Genomic DNA, 15,205 nt, shown 5'->3' on the forward strand with positions numbered 1-15,205 from the left:
TCGCATGCCGGCACCCCAGGACCCGAGTACCGGACCGCGCCTGGTGCCCACGACGCTCGCCGCCCGGCCCCGGCAGATGCCGGGCGAGGAGCTGCGCATCGACCGCAGCGTCACGATCGGGGTCGTCGACTCCCCGATGAGGGACGGTCCGGTCCTGCGCGGAGGAGCACCCGCCGACCGCCGCTCCTGCACCGGTGATCCTCCTGGGCGCCGACCGAACTGTGGGACAAGCTGCCGCAGGTGCGCAGAGAACCGCGCGTCCCGGGAACCAGGTGTGCGGCACACCCATCCTGCGCGCACCCCCTTCCCGAATCTGACGGGTCGTCATATCGTCGGCGGCGATCGCGTCCGCCCCGCGGCGGATCCACACCTCGACCGCACGAGGAGAGACCCGTGGGAGATCCGCACCCGAGCACACCCCCGCCCCCACCCACACCCGCCGCTCCCAAGCTCCGGGCACAGGCGCTCACCCGTTCGTTCGGGCGCGGCGCCAAGACCCTCACCGCCCTCGGCCCGGTCGATCTCGACATCGCGCCGGGTGAGTTCACCTGCATCGTCGGCCCGTCCGGCTGCGGGAAGTCCACGCTGCTGAGGATCGCCGCCGGACTGCTCCGCCCCAGCGTGGGCGAACTGTCCATCCGTACGGCATCACCCCGCCCGGCCGCGATGATCTTCCAGGACTACGGGATCCACGACTGGAAGACCGTCCTCGCCAACGTCCGGTTCGGCCTCGACATCCAGCGCGTGCCGCGCAAGGAGGGCGACGCCCGGGCGCGCGACTGGCTCGCCCGGATGGGGCTCGCGGAGTTCGCCGGCGCCTACCCCGCTGCGCTCTCCGGCGGGATGCGGCAGCGCGTCGCCATCGCCCGCGCCCTCGCGGTCGAACCCGAACTCCTGCTGATGGACGAGCCGTTCGCGGCGCTCGATGCCCAGCTGCGGACGATCCTGCAGGACGAACTGCTGGACCTCACCCAGACCACCCGTACCACCACGCTCTTCATCACCCACAGCCTGGAGGAGGCGATCGTGCTCGGCGACCGGGTGCTGGTGATGTCCGCCAGGCCGGGCCGGATCATCGCCGAGCGCCGACCGCCGTTCGCCCGGCCGCGCACCGGCGACGTCCGTTCGGCACCCGAATTCACCGCGCTGAAGAGCGAGTTGTGGGAGCTGCTGCGCGGCGAGGTCCGCAGAGAGGTGGCCCCGGCATGAGCACAGCCGTGAAACGCGCACGTCAGGAAGGCGGTGGGGCCGTCCTGCTGCGCAGGCCGGGCCCGCAGGAGCTGCATCCCGTACGCACCCATCGCAGGCGTCGCGCCCTGGAGGTGGCGCTCGCCGTCGCCGTACCCCTGCTCCTCGTCCTGCTCTGGCAGCTGGCCGCCACGCAGTCCTGGATCGACGACCGGGTCTATCCGGCCCCGTCCACCATCCTCGCGGACGGCTGGGACCGCGCGGCCGACGGCGAGCTGTGGCCCGATGTGTGGGCCACGCTCAAACGGGTCCTCGGCGGCTACGCGATCGGCACCGTCACCGGATATGCGCTCGGCCTGCTGATGGGGGCGCTCTCCCTCGTACGAGCCGCGCTGGAACCGTTGCTCGATGCCCTGTACGTCGTACCGAAGCTGGCTCTGCTGCCGGTCTTCCTCAATATGTTCGGCCTCGGCGAGGGGCCGCAGCTCGCACTGGTCGCTGCCACGGTCTTCTTCTTCGTCTGGATCTCCACCATGGCTGCCGTCCTCGCCGTCCCGGCGGGTCACCGCGACGCCGGCCAGGTCTTCGGCGCCTCCCCCTGGCAGATGTTCCGGCATGTGCTGCTGCCTGCCTCGTTGCCCGCGGTGCTGGTCGGTGCACGGATCGCGGCGGGGGTGGCGGTCCTGGTGATCGTGGCGTCCGAGCAGATCGCCGCGGCGGACGGGCTCGGGCATCTGATCTTCGACTCCCGGGCGCTGTTTCGGAACGACGTGATGTTCGTCGGCATCGTCTGTGTGGCGGTTCTCGGCGTCGTCTTCTCCGAAGCGGTGCGGATCGCCGGACGGTTGCTCACCCCGTGGGCGCCGCGCGACCGCGGCCGCGGCCAGTCGTGAACGGCACCTCCCCTGCTCCATCGAGTTCCCCGTACGGAGGCACTGTGCGTACACGTACCCCTCTCACCCGCACCGTCGGACTCGTCGCGGCAGCACTGCTCGCCGCGGCGGGCTGCGCCGGGAACGACTCCGGCGACGACACCGGCGCCACTGCCGCGCCACGCACCGTCAAGCCCGTCACGGGCTGCGGTACGGGCAGCTGGACCGACCCGGCCGATCTGGCACCGGACCGGAAACCTGCCCGCTGCGACAGGGGCGCGCCCGCCGCGCAGCCGCTGACGAGGAAGCGGAAGATCACCGTCGCGACCGGCACCCTGAGCGCGGAGTACGTTGCTCCGCTCCAGGTCGCCGTCGCGAAGGGCGAGTTCGCGAAGGAAGGCCTGACTGTCGAACTGAGGGTGCTCCCCACCCCGGACGCCCTGCCGCTGCTTGCCAAGGGCGATGTCGACGCCCAGTGGGCGGCCCCCGAGGCGGCCGTGATGAACGGCATCAACGGCGGCTTCGACATCAAGTGGGTGGCGGGGAACTTCTCCCCCGACCCCACCTCGAAGAGCGGATTGTGGGTCCGCCTCAAGGAGGGCGAGAGCGCCGGTCACGTCGACATGGCGGGCCGGAAGATGGGCACCATGATCGGCAAGGGGTCGGTCATCGCGTACCCCATGGACACATCGCTGAAGAAGCACGGCGGCGGGCTCGACAAGATCAGCTTCCAGCAGCTCGGCTCGGCGGATGTGCTGACCGCTCTGCAGAACGGGGGCGTGGACTCCGCCTGGCTGCTCGACCCGGTCTGGCGGAAGGTCGACGGCGACAAGAAGTACGCGTTCCTCGGCGGCCAGCCGGTCGGCGAACCGCTCGGCGGCCTGCTCTTCGGCCCGACGCTGCTGACCGAGGACCCGGACGCGGGCGTCGCCTTCCTCCGTGCCTACATCCGCACGGTGAACACCTACTTCTCCGGGAACTACAAGTCCGATCCCGCCTTCGTCGCGGAACTGGCGAAGCTGATGAAGATCGACGAGGCGACGCTGCGGTCGACTCCGTCGATGCGAATGGACTGGGAGATCCGGAAGGGCACGACGGACCGCCTGCAACAGGCGTACCGCGATGCGGGCGTCTCGGCCGGCAAGCCGGTGCCGGAGGAGAAGGCCGTCGACCGGGCGATGTACGGGGAGGCGGTGGGCCACACGCTCTGAGGCGAAGGCCCCGGACATGAACAGAGGGCCGGGTCCCTGTAAAAGGATCCGGCCCTCTGTCTTCAGTAGCGGGGACAGGATTTGAACCTGCGACCTCTGGGTTATGAGCCCAGCGAGCTACCGAGCTGCTCCACCCCGCGTCGATGAACACAACTTTACGTGACGCCCCCGACCAGCGCAAATCCGTTTCGGTGGAGGGGTGCGGGGCCTGCGGACGACTCGGCATGCCGGCCCGCACAGCGGGCCGGGGCTCGGGAAGAATCGCGGGTGACGCGGCTGACCGCGTGGTACGGCGCCGGACCGGCCGGCACATCCCGTGGCATGCAGCATGCCCGGCGACCCTGCACCGGCTCGGACGGGTGGGGCGCTACGGCCGGCGCCGCGCCCCGTACCGCACCCCTGGCGCTCCCTACGCGGTCAGCTCCTGGTGCAGTGCCTCGCGCAGCCGTGCTGCCCGCTCGGCGACCTCCGCCGGGCCCAGCTCGACCGCCCGGGCGCACCAACGCTGCCCCTCGGTGAGCTCGCCGCGGCGGGCGGCGAGCAGGGCGAGGCGCAGCGCGGCCCGCCCGTGCCCGTCGTTCGCGGCACGGCTCCACCACAACGCAGCCTCGCGTTCGCTGCCCTCGCGGGCGAGGAGCAGCCCGAGGTTGAAGGCCCCGTTGCGGCTGCCCGCCTCGGCCGCCTCGCGGTACCAGCGGGCGGCGCTGTCCACATCGCCGCGAGCGGCGGCGAGCATGCCGACGCGCACCTGGGCGCGGCGGTGCCCCTGCTCGGCGGCCCGCTCGTACCACTCCTCGCACTCGGTCTTCTCCGGCATCGGCTCGCCGAGCGCGGGCGGTCCCGGCGGCGGCTGCCGCGAGTCCAGCACCCCGGCCAGCCGGAAGGCGGCCTCGGCGCTGCCGCCGCCCGCGGCGCAGCGAAGATGACGCTCGGCCTCCTGCTCCTCGCCGTGGTGCAGCAGCGCCATGCCGACCTGGAGCGCCGCCTCGGTGTGCCCGGCGGCGGCGGCCCGCTCGTACCAGCGCAGCGCTGCCCGGTCCTCGTCGCGCCCTGCGTGCAGGATGCCGAGGTTGAAGGCGGCGTCGACGCTGCCCGCCTCGGCGGCCTTGGAGAACCAGGGCTCCGCACCGGTCGCGTCCCCCGCCTGGAGCAGGAGCACGGCCAGTGCGTTGGCGGCCTCGCGATGACCGGCGTATGCGGCACGGCGATACCACTGCTCGGCCTGCGGCGTACGGTCCTGGGCGGCGCAGAGCAGTCCGAGGTTGTACGCGCCGTTGACGTCGCCCGCGTCCATGGCGGCGCGGTACCAGCGCTCGGCGGTCTGCTGCTCGCCGCGGGCGGCGTGCAGGGCGCCCAGGGCGTTGGCAGCGTTGCCGTCACCGTCCTGGGCGGCGCGCAGCCACCACACGGCGGCGCTCTCCTCGTCGCCCGCATCGCGCAGCAGGAAGCCGAGCGCGCAGGCGGCCCGTGCCTCGCCGTCCTTGGCGGAGGTGAGGTACCAGCGGCCGGCCTCCTTCAGCTCGCCGCGCCGTTCGAGGATGGCGCCGAGATGCAGGGCGGCGCGACGGTGTCCGCGCGCGGCGGCCTGCCGGTACCACTGCTCGGCCTCACCGGCCCGCCCCGCGGCAGAACCGGCCACGGGTCCGTCGTCCTTGCGCGCGGCAGCCCCGCCCGCGTTACGTGTACCGGTCACGGGACCACCGGCCGCGCCCGGACCGGGCCCCATGCCCATCCCGAGCCCCGCGTCCGCTCCGGGACGGCCGAAAGCGTCGTGCGGATCGTCGGCGGCCCTGCGCTCCAGGGCGCGTGCCAGGCGGTAAGCGGCCTCCCGGTGGCCCTGCTCGGCGGCGGCGCGCAACCAGCGCTCGGCGCCGACGTCACTGCGGTGTTCCAGCAGGTCGGCAAGGGCGTACGCGCCCAGCGCATGGCCCTGCTCGGCGGACTGGCGCAGCCAGTACTCGGCGCCGGGCTCGTCGCCGCGCTCGCGGTAGTGGCGGCCCAGGGCGTGCGCGGCGGCGGCGGAACCGGCGACGGCGGCGATACGCCACCAGCCGGCCGCCTCGTCGGCATAGCCGCGCTGATGGAGGAGAACACCCAGGTTGTTGGCGGCGGCCCGGTCGCCGTCGGCCGTGGCTCCCCGCAGATAGGGCTCGGCGCCGTTCAGATCACCACGGCGCAGCAGCAGTGCGCCGAGGACGCTCATGGAAGCGGTGTCCCCGGCGTCGGCGGCGCGGCGGTGCCGCGCTTCGGTCTCGGCGCTCTCCGTGCTCTCGGCGTCGCCGGAAGCCGCCGCGGTCCCGGCGATTCCCGTGGTCCCGGCCGCCCCCGCGACCTCGACACCTTCCACGGTCTCGGCGTTCTCAACGGTCACGGCGCTGCCAGCAGCGTCAGCGACAAAAGCGGCGTCCGTCACGTTTTCCATCCTATGGACGTGCCGCTGCACAAACCGCCCTGTCTCCAACAGAGTTGCCCTGTCCCCCATAAATACCATCGTCCCACCACCTGCAACCCGCGTACACCTGGTATACCGCGGCCAGTGAGGTCACTTCAGCGTTTTGTCGACATGCCCACAGAGAGATAAGTCAAACACGTCCGGGCCCAACTCGTGCCCCGCGAACCGCACTTCACGCCCACCACATGGGAAGGTTTCACGGCACGACGAAGGCCCGGATCCTCGAAAGGATCCGGGCCTTCGTCTTTCAGTAGCGGGGACAGGATTTGAACCTGCGACCTCTGGGTTATGAGCCCAGCGAGCTACCGAGCTGCTCCACCCCGCGTCGTTGTGTTCAAACCGTACCACGACGCGGGGGTGGGGCTTTACCGGCAGCTGCTCAGCTGCCCTTGTCAGCCTTGGGCGCGGCCTCCGCCGCACGCTTCAGCGCATCCTGCAGATCGGCCTGGGCCTTGCCGTAAGCGGTCCAGTCCTGCTTCTTCAGGGCTGCCTCACCGTCCGCATAGGCCTTCTGCGCATCCGCGATCGCCTGCTTGAGCGCGGCGTCGCCGGTGGCCGCAGGCGGCTTCGTGGTCTCGCCCGGCGGCTGCGTGGTTTCGGTGCCGTCCACCCCGAAGACCGCGTTGAGCGCCTCCCCGAGGCTGTTCTCGAAGACGGTCTTCGAGCCGTACGAGGCAGCCACCTTGCGCAGCAGCGGATAGTTCTGCGTGCCACCGCGCGTGTAGACCGGCTCGATGTAGAGGAAGCCCCCGTCGAGCGGCACCGTCAGCAGGTTGCCGTACTCGATGTCGGAGTCGGTTCCCTTGAGGTTCCTCACGAACTCGGCGACATCGTCGTTGCCGTTGAGCTCGCTCTGCACCTGCCCGGGGCCCTTCACCGTCGTGGTGACTCTGAGCAGCCGTATGGTGCCGTAGTCCTTGCTGGCCGCATCCGCGTCCACCGCCATGAACGCCCCGAGGTCGGGCCGCCCCTTCGGGGTGAACGTCGTGGTCAGTGAGAACTTCTGAGCCGACTGGTCCGGCATTTTTATGCTCAGGTAGTACGGCGGGACGGCGCCGGACTCCTTGTTGGTCGGGTCGTCCGGGACCTGCCACGCGTCACTGCCGCTGTAGAACTGTGCGGGGTTGGTGACGTGGTAGCGGGTGAGCAGCTCGCGCTGCACCTTGAACAGGTCCTGCGGGTACCGCAGGTGGGCCATCAGGTCCTGGGGAATGTCGGCCCGCGGCTCCACCGTCCCCGGGAACGCCTTGCGCCAGGTCTTGAGGACCGGGTCCTTGGTGTCCCACTCGTACAGCTTGACCTTGCCGTCGTACGCGTCGACGGTGGCCTTCACCGAGTTGCGGATGTAGTTGACCTGGTTCTGCTGGGCGACGACCGCGCGCTGGTTGGTGGTCAGCGAGTCGGCCGTGGTGTCACCGAGCGTCGTACGCGAGGCGTACGGGTACCCGTTGGTGGTGGTGTACGCGTCGACGACCCACTGGATGCGGCCGTTCACCACGGCCGGATACGCGTCGCCGTCGATGGTCAGCCACGGGGCGACCGCCTCGACGCGCTCCTTGGGCGTGCGGTTGTACAGGATCCGCGAACCCTCGCCGATGGCCCCCGAGTAGAGGATCTGCGGCTCGCTGAACGACACCGCGTACGCGGCGCGGTTGAACGCGTTGGAGAGGCTGACCCCGCTGTTGCCCTTGTAGCTGGTGGTCTTCTCGCCGTCCTCCTCGTAGTCGAGCTCCTTCTGGGGCCCGCCGACGATGGAGTACTGCTCGGTCTTCTCGCCGTAGTAGATCTGCTGCTCGTACGTGCCGAGCTCGCCGGTGGTCGGCAGACCCGACTCGGTGAAGTCCGGGGACCCCTTCGGGTTCTTGCCCGTCGTGGTGCCCCGCGCGGCGATGGCGCCGTAACCGTGGGTGTAGGTGAAGTGGTCGTTGATCCAGTTGCGCTTGGGGATACCGTCCAGGTTGAGCTCGCGCAGACCGATGACCGTGTCCTGGTCCTTGCCGGAGGCGTCCTTGTAGCGGTCGACGTCCAGTGTCTTGGGGAACTGGTAGTAGTTGCGCTTCTGCTGGAGCTGCTGGAAGGCCGGGGAGACGACGTTGGGGTCCATCACCCGGTAGCTCGCCGCGTCGTCCGCGCTCGCGCGCAGCTTCGCGTCGTCCGTCGTGGTGCTCTTGCCCGAGTAGTCGTTCACCTGGGCGTCGTCGATGTCGTACGCGTCACGCGTCGCCTGGATGTTCTTCCGGATGAACGGGGCTTCCTTGGCCTGCTCGTTCGGCTGGACCTGGAACTTCTGCACGATCGCCGGGTACAGACCGCCGATCAGGATCGCCGAGAGCACCATCAGACCGAAGCCGATCATCGGGAGCTGCCAGGTGCGGCGCCACAGCGTCGCGAAGAACAGCACGGCGCAGATCGCGGCGATGCAGAACAGGATCGTCTTCGCCGGCAGATAGGCGTTGGCGTCGACATACCGCAGGCCGGTCCAGTTGTCCGTCGCCTTGAAGTCGCTGGACTTCACCGCCAGCCCGTACCGGTCGAGCCAGTACGCCACGGCCTTCAGCGAGACGAAGACGCCGAGCAGCACCGACAGATGGCCGGTGGCCGCGCCGGTCGCCCGCGCGCCGGGGCTGGTGACGCGGAGCCCGCCGTACAGGTAGTGGGTGAGCGCGGCGGCGATCAGCGAGAGCACCGTGGCCGCGAAGCCGAAGCCCAGCAGGAATCGGTACCACGGAAGGTCGAAGGCGTAGAAGGAGACGTCCAGATGGAACTGGGGGTCCTTCTGCCCGAACGTCACGCCATTCACGTACATCAGCCACGTGCGCCACTGGCCCGATGCGGACGCTCCGGCGATCAGCCCGACGAGCGCGGTGACCGCGAGCAGTACCCACTTCTTGAACGGGGCGACGCTCATCCGGTAGCGGTCCAGGCTCTGCTGCTCCAGCGACATCGCGCTCAGCGGCGGCCGGAGCCGGTGCGCGAGCCAGATGTTCAGGCCGACAGCGATCGCCATCAGCAGTCCGAAGACGAGGAACAGTCCGATCTTGGTCCACAGGGTGGTGGTGAAGACGGATGAATAGGCGACCGACCGGTACCAGAGCCAGTCCGTCCAGAACCCGGCGAACATGACGAACGCCATGGCGAGAATCGCCAGGACGCCGAGTGTCATGAGCAGGGTACGGGCGCGCCGGGACGGGCGGCCGACTCTGATCCGTGGCCCGGTCGGGCCTCCGCCGCGGTCCGGCATCTGGAAAGCCAACGTGCGCACCTCGAAGTTCGCGGTCGTGTGAAACGGGCCCAGCGATCGTAGAGCCCACCTATGCAACTTACTGAGGCTTTACCTAGTTCCCGTTCCCGGGGCGGAAGGAGGCAGGATGTTGGGCATGCCCAACGTTTCCCCCTCAGGCCCTCCGATGGCCGCAAGCCCCCTCACCGTCGCCGTGCTCGAAATCGACGAGTACGCCGCCGGCCTCGGCTGGGACCAGCCCGCCCGGCTCTTCGCTCTCGTCGACACCGCCAAGCTGCGCGCCCAGGAGCCGGGGCTCGCCGCCCAGCTCGGTCTCGACAGCCCGGAGTCGACAACCGCCGCACTCACTCCGATCGAGCAGGAGGAGATCCCCCGCGGAAAGGCGCTGGACGAGTTCCTCGCCACCATTGCCTGGCCCGACGCGGTGGCCGGATGCGCGATGACGGTGGAGCGTCTGATGCTGCCGCCGTCCGCCGAGGCCTCCGTACCGGACGGGCTCAGTGACGCCCAGCTGACGAAGTGGGTCGCCCGGCACCCCGACCGGCAGGAGGTGCGGATGACCGTGGCCGTCCTGCGCAACGGTGCGCGGGAGTCCGCCGTACGGCTCCGGGAGAAGGACTCCCCGAGTGAGGTACTGACCGGCGCGGGTCTGGTACCGGGGCTGGCCGAGGCGCTGGCCGCCACGTTCGAGTCCTGAGAGTCCGACCACGGCGGGCGGTATCGCGTCCGCCGTGGTCGTGGGGGCGCGGTCAGCCTGCCGAGCAGCTCGGCAGAGCGGCCGTGTCCCCCGTGCGGATCTTCTCCAGCGACTTCTTCGCGTCGTCGATCGTCTTGACCTTCACGAGCGTGAGCCCGCCAGGAGTGTCGGACGCGGCGGCCTTGCAGTTGTCGTCCGGCGTCAGGAAGTACCTGGCGCCCGCGTTGCGCGCGCCGACCAGCTTCATGTTGATACCGCCGATCGGGCCGACCTTGCCCCGGTCGTCGATGGTGCCGGTGCCCGCGATGAACTTGCCGCCGGTCAGCTGGCCGGGCGTCAGCTTGTCGATGATGCCCAGGGAGAACATCAGGCCGGCGCTCGGGCCGCCCACATCGGCGAGCTTGATGTCGATCCGGAACGGGAACGTGTGGTCCGTCCCGGCCTGGATGCCGACGATCGCCCGGTTCTCCTTGGCCGCCTTCGCCGTCGTGATGGTGATCTTCTCGGAACCCTGCGGCTCCTTGCCGGCCTTCTCGGCGGCGGCCGCCGTCTTGGCCGGGATCACCGTGAACGTGACGTTCTCGCCGGGCTTGTGCTTGGTGACGAGCTTCGCGACGTCCTCGGGCTGTTTGACCGCCGTACCGTCGACCGCCTTGATCACATCGCCCGCGTGCAGCTTGCCCTGCGCGGGGCTGTCCTTGATCACCGTGGAGACCACGACGCGCGAGGTCACCGGGATGCCCAGCTCGGTCAGGGCGGCGACCTTGGCGCTCTCCTGGGACTGGCTGAACTCCTCGGCGTTCTCCTGCGTCGACTGCTGCTCGGTCTTGCCGTTCGGATACAGCGTGTCGTGCGGGACGACGACGCCGTCGTGGGCGAGCCAGCCGTAGACGGCCTCGACGAGGTTCATGTTGTAGTCGGCGCCCGTGACCCGCACCGTCGTCATATTGAGGTTGCCGGACGTCTTGTACGTCTTGCGCCCGGAGATCTGCAGGACCGGTTCTCCGCCGACCTTGCCGAGCGTGTTCACCGTCGGACCGGGAGACATCTCCGAGTACGGCACCTTCATCAGCACACCTGCGCAGAGCAGCGCGATGAGGATCAGTGTGGAGGCGAGCATCGTCGCGGTGCGGCGTGGCATGGAACGACAGTACGGGAAGGGTCTGTCAGTGCACCGCCGGGGCCGGTCCGTCAGGGGCGGAGGGTCGGGGGCGGTGCTGTTGCCGATCGGCGGGGGCAGCCAGCGCCGCGATGCGGATTGGCGACTGCGTACGTGCGGTGCTGCCTCAGGCAGCGTCGGAACCGGAGTGAGATTTCTCCATCGCCTCACGGAACCGGGCATACCCGGCGAGTTCGGTGACATCGCCGGTCGTGCGATTTCTGGCGGCCCAGCTCCCCCATATCGCAGCGCCGAAAGCAGCGAAAAGCGGAATCAGCAACCAGGCGAGTGCTGCCATGACGACCTCCCTACCCCATGAGCGACCGCAACTGCCGATCAGCAGATTAGCCATCTGCAGAATCAACGCTCATGGCAGGGGTGCGGTTACGCAAATCGGGGCGGATGACCGCTGATTGGGTTTGAGCTCAGCAGGCGCCGACCCACTCCTCCGTACCGTCGGAAAACCGCTGGTGTTTCCAGATCGGAACCTCGTGCTTGAGGTCGTCGATGAGCTTGCGGCACGCCGCGAACGCCTCCGCGCGGTGCGGGCAGGAGACGGCGACGACGACGGCCAGATCTCCCACCTCCAGTTCACCCACACGGTGTACCGCCGCCAGCGCCCGGACCGGGAACTCGGCCACGACCTTCTCGGCCACCCGGCGCATCTCGTCCTGCGCCGACGGATGGCAGGAATAGCCGAGCGCGCCGACGTCCTGTCCGCCGTCGTGATTGCGCACCGTGCCGACGAAGAGCGCGGTGCCGCCCGCGGCGTCGTCCCCGACGGCGCGGAAGATCTCGTCGACCGACAGCGGTGTCTCGCGGATCTCCAGCAGCCGGATCGGGTCCTGTGCCGCCTGCTCACCGGGGTGGTCGTGGGTGGGTGCCATGCCGCCCATGGTGCCGTACCGCACTGACATCACGGAATAGCCCTTTCCACCGGCGGACCGTCGGCAGCCTTGGAGCCTTCTACAGACCCGCCCGGCAGACGGCGGTTCGACGACGGGGCAAAGCTTGCCGGGAGTGGCACTAGAGACGACGGCGCGCCTTGCGGGCGCGACGGACCAGGGCGGCGGTGCCGAGCAGCGCGACGGTCGCACCGGCGGCACCGGCAGCGGTGGCGTCCTTGCGGCCGAGCCGGCGTCCGGCGACGGTGTGCCGGCCCTCGACCTCTTCGAGGAGCGCGGCGAGCACCTCCTCGTTGGTCCACCGGGGACGCCAGCCGGCGTCGTGCAGTCGGCTCACGCTGACCACCCAGGGGTGCATCGTGTACGCGAGGTCGCCCGCGGGGGACGGGGTGAGACCGATCCGGTGCAGGCGGGCCGCGGCACCGAGGGCGACGGCGGAGGGCAGCTCCATCCGGCGTACACCACTGAGCTCCTCGACCTCCTCCTGCTCCAGCCAGCCGTCGCAGCCGACCGCGAACTCCCCGTCGATCTTCTCCAGCGCGGCGTACTCAAGAGCCGTGACCAGGTCGTCGACGTGGCAGAACTGCCAGGTGGGGCGCGATCCGGCGACGACGAGGAGGCGCGGCGACTCGAAGTAGCGGGTCAGCGCCGTGTCCGTACCGCCGACCAGAACGGTGGGGCGGACCACGGTGACGTTGAGCCCGGGGTGGGCACGAGGTGCGCGGCGGCCGAGCCGTTCGATCTCCAGGAGGTCACCGACACCGGTGGCCTCGGCCGTGGCACGGAGCTCTGCGTCCTCGGCGAGCGGGATGTCGTTGTCGGGCAGCGCCCCGTAGACCATCGCCGAGGTGCAGAGCACGGCCCGGTGGACCCCGGCGGCCGCGGCGGCCGTCAGCACGGTCTGGGTGCCGCGGACGTTGTACGCGGTACGGGCGGCGGGGTCGGTCTCCAGGTCGAGATCGAGTGCCAGATGGACGACGACGTCTGCGCCGCGCAGTTTCTCGGCGATGGCGGGGTCGCGCACGTCGAGAATGTGCCAGGTCGCATCGGAGACCTCGCCTCGGCGCTCGTCGATGGCGATGACCTGCTTGATCTCCTCGGATGCCACGAGGCGCGCGGTGAGCAGCTCACCGACGCCGGTCGCGGCACCGGTGACCGCGACGACGGGGCCGCGGCTCTTGGAGCGGCTTTTCGAGGGCGTGCTCTCGGGCGAAGGGTCGGCCAGGTTTCGCGCTGCGCGAACCTGAGGATCTGGGGAACTCACCGGGCGTCTCCAGCGGTTGTCTTCAGTACGTACCCGAATGACGCGTACGTACCAGGTGGCGTCCATCCTGCCGCAGGCCGGGACCCGGCGGAGCACTGAGGCCCTGAGCGGACATGGTGTCTACGCTGGATGGTGATGTCGGGCAGTCGCCGTCGGTTCGAGCCGGCGGCCCTACGAGCCGAGGAAACCCGTGAGTGACACCCCATTCGGATTCGGCCTTCCGCCGGAGGAGCCGGAGAACGGCGACGAGGGCAAGAAGAAGGACCCCACCGGAGGTGGGCAGGGTTCGGGCGGGCCGGCGAACCCGTTCGGCTTCGGGCCGGGCGCGGGCGGGGACAACCCGTTCGCGGCGATGTTCGGCACGATGAACCCCAACGATCTGGGAGCCGCCTTCCAGCAGCTCGGGCAGATGCTGAGCTACGAGGGCGGTCCCGTGAACTGGGACATGGCCAAGCAGATCGCCCGCCAGACGGTTGCGCAGGGCACGCCGGACGGCACGAAGGACGCGAGCGTCGGCCCGTCCGAGCGGTCGGCGGTCGACGAGGCGCTGCGCCTGGCGGACCACTGGCTGGACGGCGTGACGTCGCTGCCCTCCGGTGCGGTCTCGACCGTGGCGTGGAGCCGTGCGGAGTGGGTCGAGGCGTCCCTTCCCGCCTGGCAGAAGCTGGTCGACCCGGTGGCGGAGCGTGTCGGCATGGCCATGGGCGATGTGCTGCCCGAGGAGATGCAGGCCATGGCCGGCCCGCTGATCGGCATGATGAGGTCGATGGGCGGTGCGATGTTCGGTCAGCAGATCGGACAGGCCGTGGGTGTGCTGGCGGGTGAGGTGGTCGGTTCGACCGATATCGGGCTGCCGCTCGGCCCGGCGGGCAAGGCCGCGCTCCTTCCGTTGAACGTCGAGATGTTCGGCAAGGACCTGAGCGTGCCGCAGGACGAGGTGCGGCTGTATCTCGCCCTGCGCGAGGCTGCCCATCAGCGGCTCTTCGCCCATGTGCCGTGGCTGCGCTCGCACCTGTTCGGCGCTGTCGAGGGATACGCGCGCGGCATCAAGGTCGACACCAGCAAGCTGGAGGACGTGGTCGGCCAGTTCGACCCGTCGCAGCCCGAGCAGCTGCAGGACGCCCTTCAGCAGGGCATGTTCCAGCCGGAGGACACACCGGAGCAGAAGGCGGCACTGGCCCGGCTGGAGACGGCGCTCGCGCTGGTCGAGGGCTGGGTGGACGCGGTGGTCCACGAGGCCGCGAAGCCCCGGCTGACCTCGGCGGACGCACTGCGCGAGACGATGCGCAGGCGCCGTGCCTCCGGCGGCCCGGCCGAGCAGACGTTCGCCACGCTGATCGGGCTGCAGTTGCGGCCGCGGCGGCTGCGGGACGCCTCGCGGCTCTGGGCGTCGCTCACGGACGCGCGCGGTCTCGACGGGCGCGACGCACTCTGGGAGCACCCGGACATGCTGCCGACCGCGCATGACCTGGACGACCCGGACGGGTTCGTGCACCACGAGCAGCTGGACTTCTCCGAGCTGGACAAGATGCTCGGCGAGGCCGCGAAGGGTCCCCGGAAGCCCGCGGACGACAAGGGCGAGGAAACCGGCGCCCCCGGCGACGGCGACGGCAAGGACGACACCGACCAGTGAGCCTGCACGACGACGCCGTCCTCGTACTGAAGAGGTACGAGGACCGGGCCGACGCTGACCAGGAGCAGCTGCGGCAGACCTATCTGGACCATCTGGCACAGCATCCGGACGGCATGTGGAAGGCGTGCCGGGCCGGGCATCTGACGGCCAGCGCGCTGGTCGTCGATCCGGAGCGCGGACGGGTGCTGCTGACACTGCACCGGAAGCTGCAGATGTGGCTGCAGATGGGCGGCCACTGCGAGCCCGAGGACGCCACGCTGGCGGCTGCGGCGCTGCGTGAGGCCACCGAGGAGTCCGGCATCAGCGGTCTGACGCTGCTGGCGGGCGGCCCGGTGGTGCTGGACCGGCATGCGATCCCGGCGCCGTGCCACTGGCATCTGGATGTGCAGTACGCGGCGCTGGCGCCGTCGGGCGCGACGGAAGAGATCAGCGACGAGTCGCTGGATCTGCGCTGGTTCGCATACGACGAGGTGGCTGAGGTGGCTGACACCTCGGTCGTGCAGCTGGTGGCACGTACGCGCGCGGCACTGGAAGGCGGCCGGTAGCCGTACCGACGGCCCTCGGGAACGGCACATCAACGGGT

Annotated in this window: 12 protein-coding genes and 2 tRNA genes; 6 read left to right on the plus strand and 8 right to left on the minus strand. The window is 70.1% G+C overall.

Annotated features, from left to right (window positions below; genetic code table 11):
* Nucleotides 1-393: 393 nt before the first annotated feature.
* Genes OG972_RS14700 through OG972_RS14710 form a run of 3 tightly spaced genes read left to right on the plus strand, consistent with a single transcriptional unit; the run spans nt 394 to nt 3,271 of the window.
* A complete protein-coding gene (locus tag OG972_RS14700) occupies nt 394-1,209 on the plus strand; it encodes an ABC transporter ATP-binding protein (protein ID WP_266981716.1) in 816 nt (271 codons plus the stop codon).
* Nucleotides 1,206-2,081 (plus strand): ABC transporter permease, encoded by an 876-nt coding sequence (locus tag OG972_RS14705; protein WP_266981718.1) that lies wholly within the window; start codon nt 1,206-1,208, stop codon nt 2,079-2,081. Before OG972_RS14700 ends, OG972_RS14705 begins: the two co-directional genes overlap by 4 nt.
* A gap of 44 nt (nt 2,082-2,125) precedes the next feature.
* Entirely contained in the window at nt 2,126-3,271 is a 1,146-nt protein-coding gene (locus tag OG972_RS14710; RefSeq protein WP_266981720.1) for an ABC transporter substrate-binding protein, read from the plus strand.
* 66 nt (nt 3,272-3,337) lie between these two features.
* On the opposite strand, the gene OG972_RS14715 is transcribed toward OG972_RS14710, so the two are convergent.
* The 4 genes from OG972_RS14715 to OG972_RS14730 form a co-directional block, all read right to left on the minus strand.
* Nucleotides 3,338-3,411 (minus strand) — tRNA-Met (locus OG972_RS14715).
* A 269-nt stretch (nt 3,412-3,680) separates the two neighbouring features.
* Nucleotides 3,681-5,762: a sel1 repeat family protein gene (locus OG972_RS14720; RefSeq protein WP_266981722.1), complete on the minus strand. Its 2,082-nt coding sequence runs from the start codon at nt 5,760-5,762 to the stop codon at nt 3,681-3,683.
* Between the two features lie 212 nt (nt 5,763-5,974).
* Nucleotides 5,975-6,048, minus strand: a tRNA-Met gene (locus OG972_RS14725).
* A 54-nt stretch (nt 6,049-6,102) separates the two neighbouring features.
* Nucleotides 6,103-8,964, minus strand: coding sequence for a UPF0182 family protein (locus OG972_RS14730; protein ID WP_266990481.1), 2,862 nt, complete (start codon nt 8,962-8,964; stop codon nt 6,103-6,105).
* A gap of 127 nt (nt 8,965-9,091) precedes the next feature.
* Here OG972_RS14730 and OG972_RS14735 point away from each other — a divergent pair, with 127 nt between their 5' ends.
* Entirely contained in the window at nt 9,092-9,661 is a 570-nt protein-coding gene (locus tag OG972_RS14735; protein ID WP_266981724.1) for a PPA1309 family protein, read from the plus strand.
* A 52-nt stretch (nt 9,662-9,713) separates the two neighbouring features.
* Here the strand turns inward: OG972_RS14735 and OG972_RS14740 are convergent, their stop codons facing one another.
* The 4 genes from OG972_RS14740 to OG972_RS14755 form a co-directional block, all read right to left on the minus strand.
* On the minus strand, nt 9,714-10,802 hold the full coding sequence (locus OG972_RS14740; RefSeq protein WP_266981726.1) for a PDZ domain-containing protein: 1,089 nt from the start codon (nt 10,800-10,802) through the stop codon (nt 9,714-9,716).
* Nucleotides 10,803-10,947: 145 nt separating this feature from the next.
* Nucleotides 10,948-11,118, minus strand: coding sequence for a hypothetical protein (locus OG972_RS14745; protein WP_266981728.1), 171 nt, complete (start codon nt 11,116-11,118; stop codon nt 10,948-10,950).
* A 127-nt stretch (nt 11,119-11,245) separates the two neighbouring features.
* On the minus strand, nt 11,246-11,707 hold the full coding sequence (locus OG972_RS14750; protein ID WP_266981730.1) for a molybdenum cofactor biosynthesis protein MoaE: 462 nt from the start codon (nt 11,705-11,707) through the stop codon (nt 11,246-11,248).
* Between the two features lie 139 nt (nt 11,708-11,846).
* Complete coding sequence (locus OG972_RS14755) at nt 11,847-12,989, minus strand: SDR family oxidoreductase (RefSeq protein ID WP_266981732.1); 1,143 nt, start codon at nt 12,987-12,989, stop codon at nt 11,847-11,849.
* A gap of 190 nt (nt 12,990-13,179) precedes the next feature.
* Between OG972_RS14755 and OG972_RS14760 the strand changes: the two genes are divergently transcribed.
* Together OG972_RS14760 and OG972_RS14765 are read left to right on the plus strand one after the other, a co-directional pair.
* Nucleotides 13,180-14,622 carry a zinc-dependent metalloprotease gene (locus tag OG972_RS14760; protein WP_266981734.1) on the plus strand — a complete coding sequence of 481 codons (1,443 nt, stop codon included), beginning with the start codon at nt 13,180-13,182 and terminating at the stop codon, nt 14,620-14,622.
* Entirely contained in the window at nt 14,619-15,167 is a 549-nt protein-coding gene (locus OG972_RS14765; protein ID WP_266981736.1) for an NUDIX hydrolase, read from the plus strand. Before OG972_RS14760 ends, OG972_RS14765 begins: the two co-directional genes overlap by 4 nt.
* Nucleotides 15,168-15,205: the final 38 nt, after the last annotated feature.

This window comes from Streptomyces sp. NBC_01669 (genome assembly GCF_026339735.1).
Lineage (GTDB): Bacteria > Actinomycetota > Actinomycetes > Streptomycetales > Streptomycetaceae > Streptomyces > Streptomyces yanii.